This is a genomic window from Vogesella urethralis (genome assembly GCF_007644045.2).
GTDB classification, from domain to species: domain Bacteria; phylum Pseudomonadota; class Gammaproteobacteria; order Burkholderiales; family Chromobacteriaceae; genus Vogesella; species Vogesella urethralis.
In genome coordinates this window covers 12,020-33,580 of record NZ_VMDW02000099.1, presented here as the reverse complement: position 1 = coordinate 33,580, position 21,561 = coordinate 12,020, and the positions used below count along the sequence as shown (strand labels likewise).

Here is a 21,561-nt window from a genome sequence, read left to right as displayed (position 1 = left end):
CTCGTTCGGCATGACCGGACGAGGCTGTTTTTTTTAACGGTGCTCCGCGGCTACAGGTGCCGGCCGCACACCGCAGTACGGCCACTACCGCTGGGGCGGCGTGTCGGGTCGTCGTACACGCCCAGCTGGCTGAAGCCGGCCTTGCGCATCATGCCGGCCGAGGGGCCGTTTTCTTCGTGGCGGTCGGCCACCACCCAGGCCAGGCCATCGTCGGCCAGCTGCTGGCAGGCGGCCTGCAACAGGCGGGCGCCAATGCCGTGGCCGGCGTAATCGCGGTGCACCACGGCTTCCACGATATAGCCGCACTGCGCGCTGTCGACATCATCCGGGCGCAGGCTGGGGTAGGGGTCGGCACGGCGGTACAGCACGGCGCCCACCAGCACGGTGCCGTCTTCGGCCAGCACGCCACGGCACAAGCCGGCGACCAGCTGTTGCAGGGTAAGCGCCACGCCTTCCGGTGGCAGCCAGTTCCACGGGTTGGGGCCGTGGTCGAACAGCAGCGCCTGTACGCTGTCGGCGTCAAAGGCGGTGGCGTCGCGCAGCAGGATGGCCATCACGCCTCCTCACTGGTGTTGTGCCATTCCGGCTCGCCCTGACGGCTGGCCAGTTGGTCGCGGGTGTTCTTCTGTACCGCAACGGCGGCAAACAGGCTCAGCAGGTAGGCCATGGCGTAAAAGCCCTTCTCGCTGGGCAGCAAGGTGGCATTCCACAACCCCACCCCCAGCAGCAGCAGGCTGATGCCGACCGACAGCCAGCACAGGCCGTAGTAAATGCCGCTGACGGCAATGCCTTCCAGCCGGTCGCGCACGCTCTTCTGCAGCGAGACGGCGGCAAACAGGCCGTACAACAACACGGTGAAGTAGTAGCCCTTCTCGTTCAGCGGCATGGTGGCGTTCCATAGCCCGATCAGGTAGGTGAGCATGCCGGCAAACAGCGCCAGCCAGGATACGCCGACAAAGGCCGCCGACGGCGGGGCAAGACGGGTTTGCATGGTCATTCTCCAGCACGGTTGAAATCGGGATGGCGCTGCAGCAGGCGGGCGTGGCCGGGGCCAACCTCCAGCTCGGCCCAGGCGCCGTTCATCAGCGTCCATTGCGGTGGCACGTGGCCGATATCGGCGTCCAGCACCAGCGGGCAGGGCAGGCCGTCCAGCGCCTGCAGCACCGCATCTTCGTAGCCCAGCTCATCGGGGTAGCGCGCGTCCGGGCCGCTGCTACGGCCCAGAATCAGCCCGGCCAGGCCGTCAAAGCTGCCTGCCAGGCGCATGCCGGTCAGCGCCCGCAGCAGCTCGCACGGCGCCAGCTCGGCGTTTTCCAGGTACAGCAGCCGAGGTTGGCCGCGCCAGCGCGCCAGATCCAGATACGGCGTCCCCGCCAGCCGCGACAGCGTATCGAGGCAGCCCCCCAGCAGCAAACCCTGCAGCCTGACGCTGCCGCCGCCCGCTACGCGCACGCGGCTGGCCTCAGGGGTAGGGGGGTCGCCATCAGCCCAGTATTGCGTGTAGGCCTGCTGTGGCGGCGGCAAACCGTGTTGCCAGCTGTGCCACAGCGCTTGCATCTCTGCTTGCCGTTGCGGGTGGCTCAGGTCGAACAGGTTGGGCGAATGCAGCGTGGCCCAGCCGGCGCGCAGCGTCAGCGGTACCGCCAGCGTGGACACATCGGAAAAGCCGCACAGCCATTTGGGCGGTAATGCGGCCAACCTTGCCCAGTCCAGCCCGGCCAGTAGCGGCATGGCCAGCTCGCCGCCCCACGGCGGCAGGATGGCTTTTACCGCCGGGTCGTACAGGAAGCGGTTCAGGTCGGCCAGGCGCTCGGCCACGCTGCCGCTGGCCTGTTGTTGCTGCCGGCGCAGGGTAGCGCCTTCCAGCACGCGGTAGCCGGCGTCGCGCAGCTGTTGCAGTGACGCGTCCAGCCGCGCCTGCATCACCTCGGGCACACCGGACGACACGGCGCAGACGGCAACGCTGTCGCCAGGCTGCAAGGGGGGAGGAAAGCGGATCATGTGGGCAGAACGGCAGATCACGATAGCGTCATTACTACCGCAAAACACGGCGCAAGACAAAATCTTGCCGGCTAGCGGATAACGCGCTGTTGCAGCAGCGGTTATCCACAGCCCGGCTGCCGTTTGCCGCTGGCTACGCTTAGTGGCGGTTGGCCGCCAGCCGATGCAGCTCGATCAGCTTGGCGTATTTGATGTAGCTGTTGAAGCAGCCAATGCTGATGTGCACCAGGCCGGGCAAACCATCGCGGAAACCCTGCCGTACCAGGTAAAACTTGATGAAACGCAGCAGCGGGCTGAACACCAGCTTGCCGATACCGGCTTTTTTGCCGCGCTGGAACAGCGCTTCGGCCTGCAGCGTGGTGTAGCGGTTCTGTTTTTCCAGGTAGCGGGCGATGTCTTCGCCCGATTCGTGCATCAGGTCGCCTTTTAGCGTGCCGATCTCGCCATCGGCGATCACGTACTCGTGCACCAGGTCGTCCGACCAGCGGGCGTGCTGGCGGTGAAACAGGCGCAGGCTGTAATCGGGGTAGCCCTCGCCGTGTTTCAGGAAACGACCCATGAACTTGTTGCTACGGGCAAAACGCCAGGCATGGCCTGTGGGTTTTTGCAGCAAGGTCTTGATTTCATGAATCAATTCCGGCGATAGCCACTCGTCTGCATCCAGGCACAGCACCCAGTCGTGGCGTGCTTGTGCCACCGCAAATTGCTTTTGCGGACCGAATCCCAGCCAGTCCTGGTGGATAACTTTGGCCTTATAGGCAGAAGCTATTGCCAATGTCCTGTCGCTGCTTCCCGAATCCACCACCACGATCTCGTCAGCAAAGGCACAACTTTGCAGACATTTTTCCAGCTGTGTTGCCGCATTTTTGGTGATAAGCACCACGCTAATCGGTTCAGACATGTTTTCCTGACTGTCCATTTATATATTGATAAGGGCAGATGAAGGCTATGCCATGTTGTGGATAACCTTGTTTTTCCTTTTTTTTTCAATGATTTGCCAGACGTGGCTTCGTGTGCCCTGTGCCCCCGTTAGCGGGTGCACGTCTTGTGGATAAATATCCCGCTTTTTGCCAACAGGCGGTTGTCCACAATTCTGCCCGCCAGTTTACCGCTGTCGCTGTGCATGACGTAGCGTCGTTTGGTCTGCAGCAGGGTGGCGGTCGGCAGTCATCCCGTTTAGCAGTGGTTGCAGACGGTTTTTTTGACGGTTTTGCAGTAGACGCTTGGTTGTTCGTCCAACCTTCCCTGTTTACCCTTTTTTATATTGAAGACAATGATATAGAGGCCATATTGTTGTGGATAACCTTGAAAAAATATGCATTTTCAAGGTGTTGTCTTGTGTGCGCTTGCATGGCAAAGCGGGCTAGCCGCAACAGGACGAATTGTGGATAACTTTCGGCTTGCTTATCCACAGCGCTTTATCCACATTCGGGTCGCGGCGATTTTACTTGGTTAACCACAGGGGCAGCCGTAAAATTCCGCGCATGAAAAATGTCCTCCTGCTGCGCACATCGTCGATGGGCGACCTTATCCACACCTGGCCGGCGCTGACCGAGCTGGCGCAACACCAGCCCGACACCCGTATTACCTGGCTGGCCGAAGAAGCGTTTGTGGATATCCCCGGCCTGCACCCGCAGGTACAGGCCACGCTGCCCATCGCCTGGCGCCGCTGGCGCAAGCATTTGCTGGCGCGCGAGACCTGGCAGCAGATGGCAACGCTGAAGCATGCACTGCAAGGCACGCGCTGGGACTTGGTGCTGGACGCACAGGGCTTGTTGAAAAGTGCGCTGCCCGGCTGGCTGGCCAACGGTCCGCTGGCCGGCTACGACGCGGCCAGCATCCGCGAACCGCTGGCGGCGCGGTTTTACGAACGGCATTACGCCGTGAGCCGCCAGCTTTCCGCCATCGAACGCAACCGCCGCCTGTTTGCGGCGGCGTTCGGTTATGAAGTGGCCGGTGCGCCGGTGTTTGGCATCCGTGCCGGCCACCGCCTGGGCTGGCTGCCGGCCGGTGCCTACGTGGTGCTGCTGCACGCCACCAGCCGCGACAGCAAGCTGTGGCCGGAACCGCACTGGCTGGCGCTGGCCGCCGAGCTGGCAGCGCAAGGCTTGTACGCGGTACTGCCGTGGGGCAACGCTAGCGAGCAGGCACGGGCGCAACGGCTGGCCGCCGCCATGCCGGGCGCGCTGGTGGCACCGCGCATGCCGCTGCGTGAGGCTGCCGCCCTGCTGGGCCACGCTTCGGCGGTGGTGGGGGTGGATACCGGCCTGACCCATCTGGCCAACGCGCTGGACGTGCCGCTGGTGGCCATCTATACCGACACCGACCCGGCGCTGACCGGCGTGGTGGAAACCGCGCGTGCGGCCAACATCGGCCGGGCAGGGGAGATCCCGCCGGTAGACGCGGTGCTGGCCTTGCTGGCGCGTGTGCGGGGGGCGGCCTGATGCTGCTGCGCCTGTACTCCGCGCTGTGGCCGTTGCTGACGCCGCTGATCAAGCGTTACCTGAAAAAACGCGCCCGCCAGGCGCCTGCGTATCTGGCGCACTGGGACGAGCGCTTCGGCCGCAGCCTGCCGCAGCCACGCGGGCAGCAGATCTGGCTGCACGCGGTATCGGTGGGCGAAACCCGCGCCGCGTTGCCGCTGGTGAAAGCGCTACGCGCGCGTTATCCACAGGCCAGCCTGCTGATTACCCAGATGACGCCCACCGGCCGCGCCATCGCCCAGGAGCTGTACCCCGACGCCCAAGTGCACTACCTGCCGTACGACAACCTGCGCTGGATGCGCCGCTTTGTCGCCGCCGCGCAGCCGGCTTGCCTACTGTTGATGGAAACCGAAATCTGGCCGGCGATGATTCACGCCTGCCGCGACGCCGATGTGCCGGTGCTGCTGGTGAACGCGCGGCTGTCGGAAAAATCGGCCGCCGGTTACCGCCGCATTACCCGCCTGGTACGCCCGGCGCTGCAACGCCTGAACGCGGTGGCGGCGCAAAGCCCCGCTGACGCGGCAAGGTTGGCCGCATTGGGCACGCCGGCGCCGCAGGTGTGCGGCAGTACCAAGTACGATTTCACGCCGCCGGCCGACAAGCTGGCGCTGGGCGAGGCGTTCCGCACCGCGATCGGCCAGCGCCCGGTGTGGGTGTGCGCCAGCACCCGCGATGGCGAAGAAGCGCTGATTCTGGACGCCTGGCGCGCTGCCGGCCCGCAGCCAGCCTTGCTGGTGTTGGTGCCACGGCACCCGGAACGTTTTGCCGAGGTGGCGCAGTTGGCCGCAGACCGCGGTTTTGCTGTGCAGCGCCGCAGCGATCAGGCCGCAGTGGCCGCCGATACCCAGGTATGGGTGGGCGATAGCATGGGCGAGCTGTTTGCTTACTACGCCGCCGCTGACGTGGCCTTTGTCGGCGGTTCGCTGCTGGATTTCGGCGCGCAAAACCTGATCGAGCCGGCCAGCGTCGGCGTCCCTGTACTCCTGGGGCCATCCACCTATAATTTTGCCGAGGCCAGCGCGCTGGCCTTGCAGGCCGGCGCCGCGCAGCAGGTGGCCGACGCGCCGCAGCTGGTGGCCAGCGCCTTGCAGCTGCTGGCCGATAGCGCCGCGCGCCAGCGCATGCGCGAGGCCGGCCTGGCTTTTACCCGCGCCCACCAAGGCGCCAGCGAACGCATTGCCACGCTGGTGGCCGCGGTGCTGGACGGCGGCTGATCCCGCCGTTGCCCACCCGTAGCGTTGCCCTGTACATCAGGGTCGGGAGGATGCATGAAACCGTTAGCCTTGGCCGACCCCTTGCTGGACGGCTACCACACGCCACGCCTGAGGTTGGCGGCACCACAGCCGGGTGACGGTGCCGCCTTGTTGGCGGCGATCGAAGCCAGCCTGCCCTTGTTGCGGCGCTTTCCGGACAGCTTGCCGTGGGCGCAGGCGCCGCAGGATGTGCACGCCAGCGAGGCCTGGTGCCAGCGGGTGGCGCTGGTGTGGTCGCAAGGGCAGGACAAGATCGCGCTGTTATGGATGGGCGACGAGGTCGTCGGCTGTGCCGAGCTGCATCTGCGCAGCGCACACTGCTGGGAGCTGGGATTCTGGGGGCACCCGGACTGGCTGGGCATCGGGCTGTATACCGAAGCAATGGACAGCGTGCTGAGCCTGGCTTTCGGCCCGTACGGCGCGCAGGAGGTGTTTGCCCGCACCGACGCGGCCAACCTGGCCGCCAGGCGCTTGTGCCAGCGCCTGGGCATGGTGGATGGCGGTGACGACGACGACGCCTGCCTGTACCGCATCCGGCTGAACTGACCCCCGCTGCCAGCGCGCCAAAAACACAACCCCGCCACAAGCTGACGGGGTTTTTTGTTGCGGCGCCGGCGATCAGGCCGGGCGATAAATCAGGCGGTTGTCGAACAGCACCTCGTTTGCCGCCAGCCGGAACTGCCCGCCCGGCGGCACGGCACGGTCGTACACCAGCCGCTGGCCGTTGTGCAGGATCCAGGCGTGGATCGGCTGCCCCATGAAATTACCCAGGATGTCTTCCGACTTCTGCACCAGCGCGCTGTCCGGCAGCTGGGTGCCCGCCGGCTGCGCCGCCTCGGCGGCGTCGGCGGCTTGCTGCGCCATCCGCCATTCTGCTTGCTGGCGGAAGGTGTGCACCTGCTTGCGCGCCCCCCACTGCAGCATCAGGCGGTACAGGAAGGACGGCAGGCCCACCGGGTGCACCTGCTTGTGCTCGTCGATCACGCACTTCACGGTAAAGCCGTGCTGGCATTGCGGGCAGCGTGCTTCGGCCAGCACGAACACCTTGTCCTGCAGCAGCAGCGCCATGCCTTCCATGGCCGACGCCTTCACCAGCTGCTTGCAGTGCGGGCAGTGCTTGGCAAAGCGGCTGACGGTATTGCCATTGGGGTACTTGATCGGAAAGAAGCGGTCCAGTCGGTCGGGTTGAATCATGCGGTACTCGTCAACACAGCGGCGGTAAAGCGCCGATTATACCTGCTGCAGGCGCAAATGCTGGGCCAGCGTGTGGCTGTCGCCGGCGGCGATGTCGCGACGGTCGGCACCGGCGTTGGCCGCTTCCACGCACAAAAAGTGCTGCCAGCCGTCGTCCGGCAGGTCGGCCAGGGCGGCGGCACCGCTTTGCCACGGCGTCCACACCACGGTGCTGGCCGAGCCGCTGCTGCTGATCGCCAGCGTGCGTTGCCAGGCTTCATCGTGCAACTGTAGCGCCGCGCCGCTGCTGACCACGGCGTCGGTGGCCGCCGCGAAACGCCACGGCGTGGCCGGCAGCGTGCCGTGGGTGTCGGTCAGCTTGTCGTGGCAGGCGGCGTTTTCCAGGCCGCTCAGCGCCACCTGGCGCAGGTCGCCTACCGCGATGTAACTGTGCAGCGCGGCGCTGACGCTGGCGCTGGTTTTACCGTGGTTGCGGGTGGTCAGCGCCAGGCTGACGCCGTTGTCTTCCAGTACCAGGCTAAGGCTGGACGACAGCTCGCCGTAGCGCGGGCCGTTCAGTTTCACGTGAAACCCGCGCTCGCTGCGCGCCACGGCATTCACCGTCCATTGCGCGGTACGCGCCACGCCGTGCTGCGGCAGGCTGGCATCGCTAGCGTGCTTGCCGAACCATGGCCAACACAGCGGCACACCGCCGCGAATGGCTTTACCAGGCTGCAGTATGGCGGCCGGCGACAGGTAAAACAGGGGTTGGCCGCCGTGCGGGGTAAAACCCAGCAACTGGCCGCCGTACAGGCTGAGGCTGGCGCTGAACGCCGGGTGGGTAAAGGCCAGGCCGGGTACGCCGGGGGCCAGTTCGATGGCGCGTACGCCAGCGGGTAACAGGTCGGGGTGTACGGGATGACTCATGGCGATTCCATCGGTAAGGGTAGGGAAGCAGGCCAGGCATGCGTGCATGCATGCCATTCGGCTCTAAGCTAACCGCTGCCAAGCGCTTTGACCAGTGCCGCGTTACAATCACGGCATGAGCACGCCCAAACCCGCCGCCAAGCCCCATTACCTGCGTATCCGCGACTTTATCCTCGACGGCATCAAGCAGCGTACCTTCGCCCCCGGTGCCAAGATTCCGCCCGAAGTGGAGCTGGCGCGCCAGTTCGGCGTGTCGCGCATGACGGTCAACAAGGCCATCCGCGACCTGGCCGAGGCCGGCGTGCTGCTGCGTTACGCAGGTGACGGCACCTACGTCGCCGAGCGCAAGGCCGAGTCGCCGCTGCTGGACGTCAACAATATCGCCGAAGAAATCGCGCTGCGCGGCCACGCCTACCGCGCCCAGGTGCTGTTTGCCCGCGCCGAGCCGTCCAGCGAGGAAGTGGCGCTGCGCCTGGGCATGGCTGCCGGTGCGGTGGTGTTTCACTCGCTGATCGTGCACCACGAAGACGACAGCCCGATCCAGATCGAAGACCGCTACGTGAACCCGCAGTGGGCGCCCGACTACCTGGCGCAGGCTTTCGAGCAGGAAACCCCCAACGCCTACCTGATGCGCACCTGCCCGCTCACCGACGTGGAACACACGGTAGAAGCGGTACTGCCTGGCGCCGACGAACAGCAGCTGCTGGCGCTGGCGCTGCCGGAGCCGTGCCTGCGTGTGCTGCGCCGTACCTGGTCCGGCAAGCACCTGGTCAGCTTTGCCCGCCTGCTGCACCCCGGCAGCAAGTACAAGCTGCGCTCGCAGACGCGGGTACGCAAAACGTAATTGTATATACATTTAAGCCACACCCCGCCACAGGCCACGTTTTGACGTGGCCTGTTGTTTTTTATGGGTTTTTTACGCGTTGGCATGCCGGTATTGCTGCGGCGCGGCAATAAAAGCTGCTTGACGTGGCAGCGTGCATGGTCTAAATGTATATACAATTAATCGCGCAACCGGATTTCACCATGCACCAGCCCGACCAGTCCTTGTGGATCAACGCCCGCCTCGCCACCTGTGATGCGGCCAACCCCGCGCCGTACGGCGCGCTGGAAGGCCACGCGCTATGGCTGAAGGATGGCCGCATCCACGCCGTGCTGCCGCAAGCCCAGGCGCTGCAGGCTTTCGGCCAGGCCGGTAGCGTGCACGACGCGCAAGGGCGCTGGCTCACCCCCGGCCTGGTGGATTGCCACACTCACCTGGTGTACGGCGGCAACCGCGCCGCCGAATGGGAAAAACGCCTCACCGGCGTGCCGTACCAGCAAATCGCGGCCGAAGGCGGCGGCATCATTTCCACCGTGCGCGCCACCCGCAGCCTGGACGAAGACGAGCTGGCGCTGGCCAGCCTGCCGCGCCTGAAAGCGCTGATGAAGGAAGGCGTTACCACCGTCGAGATCAAGTCCGGCTACGGCCTGACGCTGGCCGACGAGCTGAAGCAACTGCGCGCCGCGCGCCGTCTGGCCGCTGCGCTGCCGGTAGAAGTGGCCACCACGCTGCTGTCGGCGCACGCGCTGCCGCCGGAGTACGCCGGCCAGGCCGACGCCTATATCGATTACGTATGCCACACCATCCTGCCGGCCGCCGCTGCCGAAGGCCTGGCCGAAGCGGTGGACGTGTTCTGCGAAGGGGTCGGTTTTTCACCGGCGCAAACCCGCCGCGTGTTCGACGCCGCCCGCGCCCACGGTTTGCAGCTGAAAGGCCACGTCGAGCAGCTGTCCAACCTGCACGGCGCCGCGCTGGTGGCCGAGTGTGGCGGCTTGTCGGCCGACCATATCGAATACCTGGACGACGCCGGCGTGGCCGCCATGGCGCAGGCCGGCACCGTGGCGGTACTGCTGCCCGGGGCCTACTACTTCCTGCGCGAAACGCAGAAACCGCCGGTAGACAAATTGCGCGCGGCCGGTGTGGCGATGGCGGTGTCCACCGACCTCAACCCCGGCACCAGCCCGTTTGCCTCGCTGCGGCTGGCGATGAACCAGGCCTGCGTGCTGTTCGGCCTGACGCCGGAAGAAGCGCTGCTGGGCGCCACCCGCCACGCCGCGCAGGCGCTGGGGCGCGGCCACAGCCACGGTAAGTTGGCCGCCGGCTGCGTGGCCGACCTGCTGCTGTGGGACATCGAGCACCCGGCCGAAATCGTGTACGGCCTGGGCACCAACCCGCTGAAGCAGCGCGTGTTCCGGGGTGCGGTGCAGCACATTGATTAGACCGGGCTAGAAAAGGCAACAGCGCTTTTGCCACGAAAACCACGAAAAAACACGAAAGATAAAATTATTTTTGGCCACGGAAACACACGGAAAACACGGAAACAAGAAAAGTAAAAAGCATGGCAACGCCGTGCAGTTAAAAGCACTTGGGTTTTCCACTGTTTCCTTGAGACATAGCGTTTTAAATCATTTTCGTGTTTTTCGCGGGTTTCGTGGCCAGAACAGGTTTTACGCCTTCATGGCAAAAAGGATTTTCAAATGACGATAGACATAAGCATGTGGACCGGCCGCGTCGACGCCGCCGAAGGCGACGCCGCCCGTCGCTGGCACCAGGCGGTACAGCCGCTGGCCGCGGGCGCCGCGCCCGGCATTGCCATCCTCGGCTTTGCCTGCGACGAAGGCGTGCGCCGCAACCAGGGCCGTACCGGCGCCGTGGACGGCCCGCTGGCGCTGCGCCGTGCGCTGGCCAACCTAGCCTGGCACCCGACGCTGCCGCTGTACGACGCCGGCACTGTGCGCTGTGACGACGGTGACCTGGACGCCGCGCACGAAAGGTTGGCCGCAGCCGTCAGCGCCATCGTGCAAGCCGGCCATCTGCCGCTGGTACTGGGTGGCGGCCACGAAACCGCCTACGGCCACTGGCTGGGCCTGGCCCGCGCCCACGCCGGCAAGCGCATTGGCATCGTCAACTTCGACGCCCATTTCGACCTGCGCCAGGCCGACACCGCCACCAGCGGCACGCCGTTTGCGCAGATCGCGGCGGCCTGCCACACGCTGGGCCAGCCGTTCCGCTACCTGTGCCTGGGCGTGGCCGAAACCGCCAACACCCGTGCGCTGTTCGATACCGCCGCCCGCCTGGGCGCCGAATGGCGGCTGGACAGCGACATGACGCCGTGGCACCTGGCCGAAGCGCGCCAGCAGCTGGCCGAGTTCGTCGATAGCGTGGACGCGGTGTACCTCACCATCGACCTGGACGTGCTGCCCGCCGCGCAAATGCCGGCGGTGTCGGCGCCGGCCGGTTACGGCGTGGACATCGCCGTGGTGGACGCGCTGGTGGCCAAGCTGGCGCGCAGCGGCAAGCTGATCGGCGCCGACCTGGTGGAATTCAACCCCGCTTTCGATCAGGACAGCCACGGCGCCAAAGCCGCCGCCCGCCTGGCCTGGGGCATTACCCGCCAGCTGCGCCGTTGATATTTTCTCGCCACGAAAACACACGAAAGGCACGGAAAACGTAACAGGCTATCGGCCTCGAAAACGACTAAACACCACCACATCCCGCCATGCGATATCGCCCGTCTGCCAATTCGGCCGGCGATGGAAAACAAGCTGGTTCCGTCCGTGTTTTTCGTGTGCTTTCGTGGCTGAAACAGGCCTTTGCCGTACTTTCGTGGCTAAAACAGGCTTTTAGCGTGCTTTCGCGGCCAACACAGATTTTTAGAGGAGAGACTCCCATGAACGACCCGCGTTTTGATGCTTCCCGTGTTATCCGTGCCCCGCACGGCAGCGACCTGCATTGCAAGAACTGGATCGCCGAAGCGGCCTTCCGCATGATCCAGAACAACCTGGACCCGGACGTGGCGGAAAACCCGCAAGGTCTGGTGGTGTACGGCGGCATCGGCCGTGCGGCGCGTAACTGGGAGTGCTTCGACCAGATCCTGGCCAGCCTCAAAGAGCTGAACGAAGACGAAACCCTGCTGGTGCAGTCCGGCAAGCCGGTAGGCGTGTTCAAGACCCACGCCAACGCCCCGCGCGTGCTGATTGCCAACTCCAACCTGGTACCGAAATGGGCCAACTGGGACCACTTCAACGAGCTGGACCGCAAAGGCCTGTTCATGTACGGCCAGATGACCGCCGGCAGCTGGATCTACATCGGTAGCCAGGGCATCGTGCAAGGCACCTTCGAAACCTTCGTCGAAGCCGGCCGCCAGCACTACAACAACGACCTGTCCGGCCGCTGGATCCTCACCGCCGGCCTCGGCGGCATGGGCGGCGCCCAGCCGTTGGCCGCCACGCTGGCCGGTGCCTGCTCGCTGAACATCGAATGCCAGCAGAGCAGCATCGACTTCCGCCTGCGTACCCGCTACGTGGACAAGCAAGCGCGCGACATCGACCACGCGCTGGAACTGATCAAGGAACACACCGCGCGCAAGGAAGCCGTGTCCATCGCGCTGCTGGGTAACGCCGCCGAGGTACTGCCGGAGCTGGTACGCCGCGCCCAGGCCGGCGGCATCAAGCCCGACCTGGTGACCGACCAGACCTCCGCCCACGACCTGATCAACGGCTACCTGCCGCTGGGCTGGACCGTCGAGCAATGGAAAGACGCGCAGACCAAGCCGGAACTGCACGCCCGCCTGACCGCCGAAGCCGCCAAGAGCTGCGCCGTGCACGTACAGGCCATGCTGGACTTCCAGGCCATGGGCATCCCCACCGTCGATTACGGCAACAACATCCGCCAGGTGGCGTTCGACCAGGGCGTGGCCAACGCTTTCGACTTCCCGGGCTTTGTGCCGGCCTACATCCGCCCGCTGTTCTGCGAAGGCAAGGGCCCGTTCCGCTGGGTAGCGCTGTCCGGCGACCCGGAAGACATCTACAAGACCGACGCCAAGATCAAGGAACTGTTCCCGGACAACAAGCACACCCACCGCTGGCTGGACATGGCGCGCGAGCGCATCAGCTTCCAGGGCCTGCCGGCGCGCATCTGTTGGCTGGGCCTGGGCGAGCGTCACCTCGCTGGCCTGGCATTCAACGAAATGGTGAAGAACGGCGAGCTGAAAGCGCCGATCGTCATCGGCCGCGACCACCTGGACACCGGCTCGGTTGCCAGCCCGAACCGCGAAACCGAAGCCATGAAGGACGGCACCGACGCCGTATCCGACTGGCCGCTGCTGAACGCGCTGCTGAACACCGCCGGCGGTGCCAGCTGGGTATCGCTGCACCACGGTGGCGGCGTGGGCATGGGCTACTCGCAGCACTCCGGCATGGTGATCGTGGCTGACGGCAGCGACGCCGCCGCCGAGCGCCTGGCCCGCGTGCTGGTGAATGACTGCGGCAGCGGCGTAATGCGCCATGCCGACGCCGGTTACGAGCAAGCCGTGGCCGCCGCCAAGCGCTTTGGCCTCAAACTGCCGATGATCAAGTAAACCCGTACCCTGCGGCCAACCTTGGCCGCAGGGGCCAGAATTTTTGCCACGAAAACCACGAAAGGGTACGTACAGGACTTTTTGAATGCGTAGGATGGGTGGAGGGGCTAGCCCCGTAACCCATCACACCGTCTGCCACTGCGATTGCGATGGGTTGCGTTGCGCTTCACCCATCCTACGGGTGGCCAAATAAGGTCTTGTCTGTGTTTTTTCGTGGTTTTCGTGGCCGACAGAAAAAGGTACCACCATGACCACCATCACCATTACCCCGGGCAAGCTCACCCTGGCCCAACTGCGCCAGATCGCCCGCAACCCGGCCATCCAGCTGGCGCTGGACCCGGCCGCCCACGCCGCCATCGACGCCTCTGCCGCCACCGTGGCGCGCGTGCTGGCCGAAAACCGCACCGTATACGGCATCAACACCGGCTTTGGCCTGCTGGCCAACACCAAGATCGCCGCCGACGAACTGGAGCTGCTGCAGCGCTCCATCGTGCTGTCGCACGCCGCCGGTATCGGCGAGCCGATGCAGGACAGCACCGTGCGCCTGGTGATGGCACTGAAGATCAACTCGCTGTCGCGCGGTTTCTCCGGCATCCGCCGCCTGGTGCTGGACGCGATGATCACCCTGTTCAACAAGGGCATCTACCCGGTGATTCCGCAGAAGGGCTCCGTCGGCGCCTCCGGCGACCTGGCCCCGCTGTCGCACATGAGCGCGGTGCTGATCGGCGAAGGCGAAGCCTTTGTGGACGGCGTACGCGTACCGGGCGCCGTGGCCATGCGCAGCGCCGGCCTGGAGCCGATTACCCTGGCCCCGAAAGAAGGCCTGGCCCTGCTGAACGGCACCCAGGCGTCCACCGCCTTTGCGCTGGAAGGCCTGTTTGCCGCCGAAGACCTGTACGTGGCCGCCTCGGTGGCCGGTGCCATGTCGGTAGAAGCCGCCCAGGGCAGCCGCACCCCGTTCGACGACCGCATCCACCAGGTACGCGGCCACAAAGGCCAGATCGACGCCGCCGCGCAATACCGCGCGCTGCTGGGTGCCGGCTCGCAAATCGCCGACAGCCACGCCAACTGCGGCAAGGTACAAGACCCGTACAGCCTGCGCTGCCAGCCGCAAGTGATGGGCGCTTGCCTGACGCAAATCCGCCAGTCTTCCGAAGTGCTGCTGGTGGAAGCCAACTCGGTATCCGACAACCCGCTGGTGTTTGCCGACGATAACGACATCCTGTCCGGCGGCAACTTCCACGCCGAGCCGGTAGCGTTTGCCGCCGACAACCTGGCGCTGGCCATTGCCGAAATCGGTTCGCTGTCCGAACGCCGCATGGCGCTGCTGATCGACAGCAACCTGTCCAAGCTGCCCCCGTTCCTGGTGAACAACGGCGGCGTGAACTCCGGCTTCATGATCGCCCAGGTTACCGGCGCCGCACTGGCGTCCGAGAACAAGTCGCTGGCCCACCCGGCCTCGGTAGACAGCCTGCCCACCAGCGCCAACCAGGAAGACCACGTGTCGATGGCCACCTTCGCCGGCCGCCGCCTGCGCGACATGGCCGACAACACCGCCGGCATCCTGGCGGTAGAGCTGCTGGCCGCCTGCCAGGGCGTGGACTTCCGCGCCCCGAACAAGGCCGCCGACGCGCTGGAAGACGCCAAGGCCGTGCTGCGTGAACAGGTAAGCTTCTACGACAAGGACCGCTACTTTGCGCCCGACATCGAAAAAGCCTGCGCCCTGATCCAGCGCGCCGAGTACAACCGCTTCGCCATCCCCGGCCTGCTGCCGTCGCTGTAGTCGGATAGCGGAATGCGGCCAAGGTTGGCCGCAACCAGACGTAAACAAGGGCAAGCCTGCGGGCTTGCCCTTTTGTCATGGGCGGTGTGTATGATGTTGGCTTGTGGCTTGTGGCTTGTGGCTTGTGGCTTGTGGCTTGTAGGTTGGCGCTGAGCGCAGCGAAGCCCAACGTTTACCGCGCACAAGCCATCGCCCGGCTAAGGCGCCGCCGCATCCGGGTTGGCTGAGCCGGCGATGTGCGGTAAGCGGTTAGCAGAATACGGCTAGTGTTGGCCGCATCCCGATGTCACTAGGGATGCAAGACAAAAGTATGGCTTGCAGGTTGGTGCTGAGCGTAGCGAAGCCCAACATTCACCGCGCCTAGCACGGAGGCAGACATGCGTTATCGGCGTTCTGCATTAGCGGGGGGTACCTGGTTCTTTACCGTCAATCTGGCTGACCGCCGCGAAGATTACCTGACTCGCCATATTGATGTTTTGCGACATGCCGTCAGGCAGACACGCAGCCGTCATCCGTTCGAGATAATAGCCATGGTGGTGTTACCGGACCATCTGCACGCCATCTGGACGCTACCGCCTCGCGATGCCGATTACCCGCTACGCTGGGGGCTGATCAAGTCCGCATTTTCACGCAGCCTGTCCAAAACCGAATGTATCCGCGACAGCCGCCTTGCCAAGCGCGAACGTGGTATCTGGCAGCGCCGCTATTGGGAACACCAGATCAGGGACGAGGCCGATTTACAGGCGCATGTGGATTACCTGCATTTCAACCCGGTGAAGCATGGCTATGTCCGGTGCGTAGCCGATTGGGCGTTTTCGAGTTTTCACCGTTACGTACGTCAGGGTTTGTTGCCGGCAGATTGGGCGGGTGCAGCGGTGATGTTGGGTCTGGATGAGTAGGGGCAGGGGCGTGAGGCGCGGTAAACGTTGGGCTTCGCTGCGTTCAACCCAACCTACCGGGCTGGGTCGCACACTTTTGCCCGGCTCGTGCCAACGGGATGGGGCGCTTGAATCGCGCGCTATTGCTCAAAAACCAAGGCGTAGTGCTTAAAGGGCGAGCGGTATCAGGGGCGTATCCCGCACCCGAATGACCCGCCGGGGCAGGGCTTGGCCGCAACCGTGGCCGGTTGCGGCTGCGGGATTACTGTGCTGCTGATGCGTCGGTTTTGCCTGCTGTGGTTGCCGGTTTGGCCTGCGGCTTGCCTGTGGCCGCGTCGGGCGTGTTTGCCGCATCGGTCGCTGCCGATGCGGCGTCCAGCAGGGCCTTGTTCAGTTTGATGTCGATACTGGCGCTGCTGAGCGCGCAGGCCATGGCCATGGCGATGGCGGCTCTTACCCTGGCATTGTCGTCTGGTGCGGAGATGATGCTCTCAATGTTCTTGCTGGCGGCGTCGTACACGCTTTTTCGCCTGGCCAGCATCACGGTGTCGCTGTACTGCCGGTTCAGCGAATCCTGCAGGCCGTTGGTAATGCCGGATAGCCCGGACCACGCCTTGACCGCGCTGCCTTTGGCAATGGGGGCGGCCACGCTGCCGGCCAGCGCGCCGGTCCAGCTGATCAGTACCTGGGTGTTATCCAGCGTGCTGTCCTTGAACTCGTAATGGTTCTGTACGTTCCGGCAAAAGCCGGCGGCGTCGGCCACGGCTTTCATGCTTTCTTCCGGGGTGCAGCTTTTTTGGCAGGGCTTGGTGTTCTCTGGCCAAGGCCAGGTGTAGCTGTTGACGGTGCTACAGGCAGCCAGCAGCAGGCAGCTGGCAAGGGCGAGGGGGCGATGGGGTGTCATGGCGAGGCTCCACGAAACGGGCGGTATTGCCTCTTCATGATGTTGTGATGTCAGGGGTCGCTATAAAAAACCATGACTTGCCGCCCCGATAACACGTAGCCGTATGCGGGAATTTATCCACAGTCGTCGTGCGTTGGCTTTCTGCCGCTCGCCCGGATAGGGCGTAGCCGTATGGGGTTGCCAACCCAAACCGCAATCAGCAGCCCGTTTTTCACCGCCGCCTCTTTCCGGACGCGCCGCTGCCTTATCCTGGCCACGTTGCAGCCAACGTTGGCCGCAGCCAGACGTAAACAAGGGCAAGCCGGCAGGCTTGCCCTTGTCGTTGTGGCGGCTGTTGCCGGTGGCTGCTTTATACCGCGCCGGGGCAGAGCAGGCCGCGGCGCTGGATGTGGTACATCTCCAGGTCTTCGCGGATGAAGAACGGCAGCTCCCACGGGTTTTTGTCGATGAAGGCCTGGCGCACGTCTTCGAACAGCGCGCTGCCGTTGGCAATGCGGTGGGCGTCGCCTTCGATGATGGTGTAGTTCCATTCGATGGCGCGTTCGAAGGTGTACGACGCGCGTTCGTCCATCACGAAGTGGCAGCGCGGGTTGCGCTTCAGTTGCTGCGACTTGAAGGTTTCCGGGAAGGTGATGAGGAAGATGTCGTCGTCGCTGCTGGACAGGAACGCCAGCACCGTGGTGTGCGGTTGCTCCGGCGCCTGGGTAACCAGTATGCCCACCTTGTTGGGATGGTCGCGGCCGGCGATGGCGGGTAGCTGCTGTAGCGGCGACGGCGGCACTGCTTGCAGCGGGCGCGGGTCGTCGGGGAAGCGGTAGCCGTCGGCGGTGATGTCTTCTATCACGCGCATGCCGTGCATCAGCTTGCATTCGCGCGGCGCCAGGATGGCCCAGTCGCCATCGCTGGCTTCCACCACGCCCTTGTACGAGGCACGGTAGATGCGCAGATCGGCGTCGTATTCGTCCACGCCGCTGCGGTTGTCCAGGTGCAGGGTGGCCAGCTCGCCCGGCTGCAGGCTGTGGCCGCGCGGAAAGAACAGCCGCAGGCGGTTGTCGTGCTGCGGGTAGACGCCGCAGATGTGGATGACGGTGCCGCCAGCCTTGTAGCAGGCCAGCACCCCCAGGATCTGTTTGCCCAGATAGCTCACCAGACTCATGCCGCGCGCTCCTTGCCGGGTTGTGATGCTGCAGTATAAGGCGCTGGTTCGATAAATATCACCTGCTTGCACAGCCGGTTCGGTGGCGGTCTAGGGCGGGTGCTTACTTGCCGCGATAGGCGATGCGGTCGTGCATTTCGCTGATGGCGTCGGCCAGTGCCGTCATGATGCCATCGGGGCTGGCGTGGTCGGGGTAGAGCGTCCATTCACCAAAGCGCAGCTGCCAGCCGGGCTGCGCCGGCGCTTGATGACGGACGATCAGTTCCGGTACCGATACTTCGCGGCCATCGGCAAGGGTGTGCGGCAGCCATCGCGGTGGCGGTCGGTCTTCAAACCATATCGCGGATTTCTCAGGAGTGGGGGCTATGGCAGGGCGTCAAGCCCAGGTCTATTCCATCAAGCCGGCCAGCACGGCCATGGTGTCGGTATGGTTAGCCGCAGCGATGGTTTTCACGCTGTCGTTGGCCGATGCGACCTGCAGGCCACGGGCTTGCAGCTTGGCCTGCAGTGCGGCCGGGCTACTGTGCAGCAGCGGCGCCAGCTGGGTCAGTGGTGCGCTGGTGGCGGCGTTGTTGAGGCGGAACGCCGGGTTGCCGCCACTGCTGCTACCCAGGCTAGGCACGGAAAAGGCGATACCGGCGGCCAGCGACAACAGCAATGGCAGCATCAGAGTGTGGCGGCGCAGGTAGGTCAGCAGCGCGCCCCAGTTTTTCCACACATGCAGGCCCACCGGCACGAGCAGCAGCATGCTCAGCCATTCGTGCATGCTGTGGAACAGGTTGCTGCCAAGGTGGAAAAACAAGGCCACGCCGGACACGGAGGAGACCAGAAACAGGCCGGTGGTGTATGGGGTGGCGTGGCGGGTAAGGGCGGTTTTCATGCTGTTGGCTGCTGCAAGCAGTGGCTGGTTTGATAAGGAATGCCATCAGCTTACGCCGGCAACCAGCAGACTTCATGAGCAGTATGTGTGCTTGTGTTAACAGCTGTTGCGGCGCTGGCGCCGGGAACCAAGCCGGCAAGGCTGGCGTCCAGAAGGCAGTGATGTGTGTACGCTTCTGAAAGGTAAAAAGATGAGTATGAAACCGCGTTTCCACCTGGCCTGGCCGCTACTGCTGTTGGCCTTGCCAGTGCATGCGCAATACAGTGGCCCGGGTGCCCAAGCGCCAGTACAGTCGGTTGCCGCAGTGGCGGCGGCCAAGGACGACGCTGTGGTGGATATCACCGGCTTTATCGTGCGCCAGCTTACTGCCGACAAATACCTGTTCTCCGATGGCAAGCAGCAAATCCGCGTCGAGATCGACAGTGCTGTATTCCCGCGTCAGCCGATTAGCGAAAAAACGCGGGTACGCATTCATGGCGAGCTGGAAAAAGACTTTCTGGAAAGCCCGGAAATCGACGTCAAACTGGTAGAAGTGTTGAAGTAAGCCCTCCTTGCCGCGTCAACGTTGGCCGCCCTTGCTGCGGCCAACGTTTTTTTATCACCGGCGTTTAGCGGGCCTTGCGCAGCTCCGGCAGCAGCGCGGCGATAATGCCGGCCAGCGGCAGCCACGCGCACCACTGGTAAACGGTCTGGATGCCGGCGTGGTCGGCCAGCTGGCCCAGAGCGGCGGCGGCCAGCCCGGCTACGCCAAACGCCAGGCCAAAGAACAGGCCGGAGATGGTGCCCACCTTTTGCGGCAGCAGCTCCTGCGCGTACACCAGAATGGCCGAGAACGCCGACGACAAAATCAGTCCGATCACCACCACCAGCGCCAGCGTGGCAGCCAGGCCCACGTGCGGCAGCGCCAGCGCAAACGGTGCGCTGCCGAAGATGGAAAACCAGATCACGCGGCGGCGGCCGATGCGGTCGCCCAGCGGCCCGCCCAGCAAGGTGCCGCCGGCCACGGCCAGCAGGAAGGCAAACAGGTACAGCTGCGCGGTGGCGGTGGGCAGCGCAAAGCGCTCGATCAGGTAAAAGGTGAAGTAGCTGTGCAGGCTGGCCATATAGGTGTACTTGGTCACCACCAGCGCCATCAGTACCGCCAGCGTTTTGCGGGTGTCGGCCGGCGATAGCGGGTTGGCCGCCACGCTGGCCTTGCGCTGCGCCGCGTGCGCCAGTTGGGCGCGGTACCAGTTACCCACCTGCCACAGCACCAGCATGGCCACCAGCGTCAGCAGCGCCACCCACGCCAGGCTGCCCTGGCCGTACGGCAGGATCAGCAGCATGGCCAGTAGCGGGCCGGTGGCGGTGCCGCCGTTGCCGCCTACCTGGAACAGCGACTGCGCCAGGCCCTTGTGCCCGGCCGACGCCAGCCGCACCACGCGCGACGATTCGGGGTGGAAAATGGACGAGCCGGTGCCCACCAGCGCGGCGGCCAGCAGCAGCCAGCCGTACTGGGTGGCTTGCGATAGCAGTAGCAGGCCGGCCAGCGTGGACAGCATGCCCAGCATCATGGCGTAGGGTTGCGGGCGGCGGTCGGTGACGATGCCTACCATCGGCTGCAGCAGCGAGGCGGTGCACTGGTACACCAGGGTCAGCAGGCCGATCTGGGCAAAGCTCAGCGCGTAATTGCCCTTCAGCAGCGGGTACATGGCCAGGATCAGCGACTGCATCAGGTCGTTGAGGAAGTGTGCCACGCTGACGGCGCCGATCACGCGCCAGTGCGGTTGCGCGCCGGGGGCGGCAGGGTTGGCCGCAGCCGGGGCGGCGGAGGTTGCGGTGTTCATCACAGGTTCCTTGTGGGGGGAAGGTAGCCCATCCTAGAATGGCTGCTCCTGCCTGTCCTGCTGCGTACGGGCATCAACTATCGAGAAAACGGCATGGACGCCCCGGTCGAAGACATCAACCCGCCGCTGCTCACCAGCGCCACGCTGATGATAGGCAAAACCCAGGACTACCCGGCCGGCTACGCCACCGTGCGCCACACCCACAGCACGGCCCAGCTGCTGTACGGCATTGCCGGCGTGATGCGCATCCTCACCCCGCGCGGGCAGTGGATCGTGCCGCCCAGCCGCGCCATCTACATTCCGCCCGGCCACTGGCACGAGGTGCACATGCTCAGCCCGGCGCAAGTGCGCAGCGTGTACGTGCAGCCGCACGCGCTGGCCGGCATGCCGCAGCAATGTTGCGTGCTGGCGGTGACGCCGTTGTGGCGCGAGCTGCTGCTGGCCGCCGTGCGCATCCCGCCGCCGGTGCTGCCCGATACCCGCGCTGCGCGCCTGCTGGCCTTGCTGCTGGAGGAGTGCGAAGTGCTGGAAACGCTACCGCTGGCGCTGCCCACGCCGGACGACGACTTGCTGGCGCCGCTGTGCCGCCAGCTGCAGGCGCAGCCGGACGCCGAACGCAGCAGCGAACACTGGGCGGCCTGGCTGGGGGTGGACGTGCGTACGCTGCAGCGCCGCTTCCAGCGCGCAACCGGCATGAACTTCGGCGCCTGGCGGCGCCAGGCCCGGCTGATGCACGCGCTGGCGCAGCTGGCCACCGGCGCCCGTGTGCTGGACGTGGCGCTGTCTGCCGGCTATGCCAGCCCCAGCGCCTTTACCGCCATGTTCCGCCGCCAGTTTGGTGTGGCGCCCAGCGCGTTTTTTGCCAACCCGCTGCCGGCTGATAGCGAAATCTGAG

Annotated in this window: 21 protein-coding genes; 11 read left to right on the top strand and 10 right to left on the bottom strand. The window is 64.9% G+C overall.

What is annotated here, in order from left to right:
- Positions 1–50 precede the first annotated feature (50 nt).
- The 4 genes from FLQ03_RS12790 to FLQ03_RS12775 form a co-directional block, all read right to left on the bottom strand.
- Positions 51–554 (bottom strand): GNAT family N-acetyltransferase, encoded by a 504-nt coding sequence (locus FLQ03_RS12790; RefSeq protein ID WP_144370561.1) that lies wholly within the window; start codon positions 552–554, stop codon positions 51–53.
- Positions 554–991, bottom strand: a complete 438-nt coding sequence (gene yiaA, locus FLQ03_RS12785) for an inner membrane protein YiaA (RefSeq protein ID WP_144370560.1) — start codon at positions 989–991, stop codon at positions 554–556. Before yiaA ends, FLQ03_RS12790 begins: the two co-directional genes overlap by 1 nt.
- Before the next feature lie 2 nt (positions 992–993).
- Positions 994–2,022, bottom strand: coding sequence for a S66 family peptidase (locus FLQ03_RS12780; RefSeq protein WP_144370559.1), 1,029 nt, complete (start codon positions 2,020–2,022; stop codon positions 994–996).
- Positions 2,023–2,140: 118 nt separating this feature from the next.
- On the bottom strand, positions 2,141–2,902 hold the full coding sequence (locus FLQ03_RS12775) for a glycosyltransferase family 2 protein (protein ID WP_144370558.1): 762 nt from the start codon (positions 2,900–2,902) through the stop codon (positions 2,141–2,143).
- A 583-nt stretch (positions 2,903–3,485) separates the two neighbouring features.
- Between FLQ03_RS12775 and waaC the strand changes: the two genes are divergently transcribed.
- The 3 genes from waaC to FLQ03_RS12760 are packed head-to-tail and all read left to right on the top strand — an operon-like array spanning position 3,486 to position 6,283.
- Positions 3,486–4,445, top strand: a complete 960-nt coding sequence (gene waaC, locus FLQ03_RS12770; RefSeq protein WP_144370557.1) for a lipopolysaccharide heptosyltransferase I — start codon at positions 3,486–3,488, stop codon at positions 4,443–4,445.
- Positions 4,445–5,698, top strand: coding sequence for a lipid IV(A) 3-deoxy-D-manno-octulosonic acid transferase (gene waaA / locus FLQ03_RS12765; RefSeq protein WP_144370556.1), 1,254 nt, complete (start codon positions 4,445–4,447; stop codon positions 5,696–5,698). Before waaC ends, waaA begins: the two co-directional genes overlap by 1 nt.
- A 54-nt stretch (positions 5,699–5,752) precedes the next feature.
- Positions 5,753–6,283, top strand: a complete 531-nt coding sequence (locus FLQ03_RS12760; protein WP_144370555.1) for a GNAT family N-acetyltransferase — start codon at positions 5,753–5,755, stop codon at positions 6,281–6,283.
- A 72-nt stretch (positions 6,284–6,355) separates the two neighbouring features.
- On the opposite strand, the gene FLQ03_RS12755 is transcribed toward FLQ03_RS12760, so the two are convergent.
- Positions 6,356–6,931, bottom strand: coding sequence for a hypothetical protein (locus tag FLQ03_RS12755; RefSeq protein ID WP_144370554.1), 576 nt, complete (start codon positions 6,929–6,931; stop codon positions 6,356–6,358).
- 36 nt (positions 6,932–6,967) lie between these two features.
- Entirely contained in the window at positions 6,968–7,837 is an 870-nt protein-coding gene (locus FLQ03_RS12750) for a D-hexose-6-phosphate mutarotase (RefSeq protein ID WP_144370553.1), read from the bottom strand.
- 115 nt (positions 7,838–7,952) lie between these two features.
- On the opposite strand from FLQ03_RS12750, the gene hutC reads away from it, so the two are divergent.
- The 6 genes from hutC (at position 7,953) to FLQ03_RS12720 (ending at position 15,921) form a co-directional block, all read left to right on the top strand.
- The gene (gene hutC / locus FLQ03_RS12745; protein ID WP_144370552.1) at positions 7,953–8,681 is read left to right on the top strand and encodes a histidine utilization repressor; all 729 of its coding nucleotides are present in this window, start codon (positions 7,953–7,955) and stop codon (positions 8,679–8,681) included.
- Between the two features lie 182 nt (positions 8,682–8,863).
- Positions 8,864–10,099 carry an imidazolonepropionase gene (gene hutI, locus FLQ03_RS12740; protein ID WP_144370551.1) on the top strand — a complete coding sequence of 412 codons (1,236 nt, stop codon included), beginning with the start codon at positions 8,864–8,866 and terminating at the stop codon, positions 10,097–10,099.
- Positions 10,100–10,357: 258 nt separating this feature from the next.
- Positions 10,358–11,290, top strand: a complete 933-nt coding sequence (gene hutG, locus FLQ03_RS12735) for a formimidoylglutamase (protein ID WP_170252412.1) — start codon at positions 10,358–10,360, stop codon at positions 11,288–11,290.
- Positions 11,291–11,550: 260 nt separating this feature from the next.
- Positions 11,551–13,239, top strand: coding sequence for a urocanate hydratase (gene hutU / locus FLQ03_RS12730; RefSeq protein WP_144370550.1), 1,689 nt, complete (start codon positions 11,551–11,553; stop codon positions 13,237–13,239).
- Between the two features lie 247 nt (positions 13,240–13,486).
- On the top strand, positions 13,487–15,022 hold the full coding sequence (gene hutH, locus FLQ03_RS12725) for a histidine ammonia-lyase (protein WP_144370549.1): 1,536 nt from the start codon (positions 13,487–13,489) through the stop codon (positions 15,020–15,022).
- Between the two features lie 377 nt (positions 15,023–15,399).
- The gene (locus tag FLQ03_RS12720) at positions 15,400–15,921 is read left to right on the top strand and encodes an REP-associated tyrosine transposase (RefSeq protein WP_144370548.1); all 522 of its coding nucleotides are present in this window, start codon (positions 15,400–15,402) and stop codon (positions 15,919–15,921) included.
- A gap of 241 nt (positions 15,922–16,162) precedes the next feature.
- On the opposite strand, the gene FLQ03_RS12715 is transcribed toward FLQ03_RS12720, so the two are convergent.
- From FLQ03_RS12715 to FLQ03_RS12705, 3 genes are all read right to left on the bottom strand, one after another.
- Positions 16,163–16,804, bottom strand: a complete 642-nt coding sequence (locus tag FLQ03_RS12715; protein WP_144370547.1) for a hypothetical protein — start codon at positions 16,802–16,804, stop codon at positions 16,163–16,165.
- Between the two features lie 349 nt (positions 16,805–17,153).
- On the bottom strand, positions 17,154–17,960 hold the full coding sequence (locus tag FLQ03_RS12710; protein ID WP_144370546.1) for a pyridoxamine 5'-phosphate oxidase family protein: 807 nt from the start codon (positions 17,958–17,960) through the stop codon (positions 17,154–17,156).
- A gap of 388 nt (positions 17,961–18,348) precedes the next feature.
- The gene (locus FLQ03_RS12705; RefSeq protein ID WP_144370545.1) at positions 18,349–18,840 is read right to left on the bottom strand and encodes a DUF4405 domain-containing protein; all 492 of its coding nucleotides are present in this window, start codon (positions 18,838–18,840) and stop codon (positions 18,349–18,351) included.
- 190 nt (positions 18,841–19,030) lie between these two features.
- Between FLQ03_RS12705 and FLQ03_RS12700 the strand changes: the two genes are divergently transcribed.
- A complete protein-coding gene (locus FLQ03_RS12700; protein ID WP_206210972.1) occupies positions 19,031–19,384 on the top strand; it encodes a YgiW/YdeI family stress tolerance OB fold protein in 354 nt (117 codons plus the stop codon).
- Between the two features lie 64 nt (positions 19,385–19,448).
- Here FLQ03_RS12700 and FLQ03_RS12695 read toward each other — a convergent pair whose 3' ends face one another.
- Positions 19,449–20,666, bottom strand: coding sequence for an MFS transporter (locus FLQ03_RS12695; protein WP_144370544.1), 1,218 nt, complete (start codon positions 20,664–20,666; stop codon positions 19,449–19,451).
- 93 nt (positions 20,667–20,759) lie between these two features.
- Between FLQ03_RS12695 and FLQ03_RS12690 the strand changes: the two genes are divergently transcribed.
- Positions 20,760–21,560, top strand: coding sequence for an AraC family transcriptional regulator (locus FLQ03_RS12690; protein ID WP_144370543.1), 801 nt, complete (start codon positions 20,760–20,762; stop codon positions 21,558–21,560).
- The last annotated feature ends 1 nt before the right edge of the window (position 21,561 follow it).

Coding starts and splice junctions, on each gene's coding strand:
- hutI (WP_144370551.1), top strand. CDS start 8,864: ATGCACCAGCCCGACCAGTCCTTGTGGATCAACGCCCGCCTCGCCACC.
- FLQ03_RS12760 (WP_144370555.1), top strand. CDS start 5,753: ATGAAACCGTTAGCCTTGGCCGACCCCTTGCTGGACGGCTACCACACG.
- FLQ03_RS12790 (WP_144370561.1), bottom strand. CDS start 554: ATGGCCATCCTGCTGCGCGACGCCACCGCCTTTGACGCCGACAGCGTA.
- waaC (WP_144370557.1), top strand. CDS start 3,486: ATGAAAAATGTCCTCCTGCTGCGCACATCGTCGATGGGCGACCTTATC.
- FLQ03_RS12775 (WP_144370558.1), bottom strand. CDS start 2,902: ATGTCTGAACCGATTAGCGTGGTGCTTATCACCAAAAATGCGGCAACA.
- FLQ03_RS12710 (WP_144370546.1), bottom strand. CDS start 17,960: ATGAGTCTGGTGAGCTATCTGGGCAAACAGATCCTGGGGGTGCTGGCC.
- hutH (WP_144370549.1), top strand. CDS start 13,487: ATGACCACCATCACCATTACCCCGGGCAAGCTCACCCTGGCCCAACTG.
- FLQ03_RS12690 (WP_144370543.1), top strand. CDS start 20,760: ATGGACGCCCCGGTCGAAGACATCAACCCGCCGCTGCTCACCAGCGCC.
- FLQ03_RS12700 (WP_206210972.1), top strand. CDS start 19,031: ATGAGTATGAAACCGCGTTTCCACCTGGCCTGGCCGCTACTGCTGTTG.
- FLQ03_RS12695 (WP_144370544.1), bottom strand. CDS start 20,666: ATGAACACCGCAACCTCCGCCGCCCCGGCTGCGGCCAACCCTGCCGCC.
- hutC (WP_144370552.1), top strand. CDS start 7,953: ATGAGCACGCCCAAACCCGCCGCCAAGCCCCATTACCTGCGTATCCGC.
- FLQ03_RS12720 (WP_144370548.1), top strand. CDS start 15,400: ATGCGTTATCGGCGTTCTGCATTAGCGGGGGGTACCTGGTTCTTTACC.
- FLQ03_RS12715 (WP_144370547.1), bottom strand. CDS start 16,804: ATGACACCCCATCGCCCCCTCGCCCTTGCCAGCTGCCTGCTGCTGGCT.
- FLQ03_RS12705 (WP_144370545.1), bottom strand. CDS start 18,840: ATGAAAACCGCCCTTACCCGCCACGCCACCCCATACACCACCGGCCTG.
- yiaA (WP_144370560.1), bottom strand. CDS start 991: ATGCAAACCCGTCTTGCCCCGCCGTCGGCGGCCTTTGTCGGCGTATCC.
- waaA (WP_144370556.1), top strand. CDS start 4,445: ATGCTGCTGCGCCTGTACTCCGCGCTGTGGCCGTTGCTGACGCCGCTG.
- hutU (WP_144370550.1), top strand. CDS start 11,551: ATGAACGACCCGCGTTTTGATGCTTCCCGTGTTATCCGTGCCCCGCAC.
- FLQ03_RS12750 (WP_144370553.1), bottom strand. CDS start 7,837: ATGAGTCATCCCGTACACCCCGACCTGTTACCCGCTGGCGTACGCGCC.
- hutG (WP_170252412.1), top strand. CDS start 10,358: ATGACGATAGACATAAGCATGTGGACCGGCCGCGTCGACGCCGCCGAA.
- FLQ03_RS12755 (WP_144370554.1), bottom strand. CDS start 6,931: ATGATTCAACCCGACCGACTGGACCGCTTCTTTCCGATCAAGTACCCC.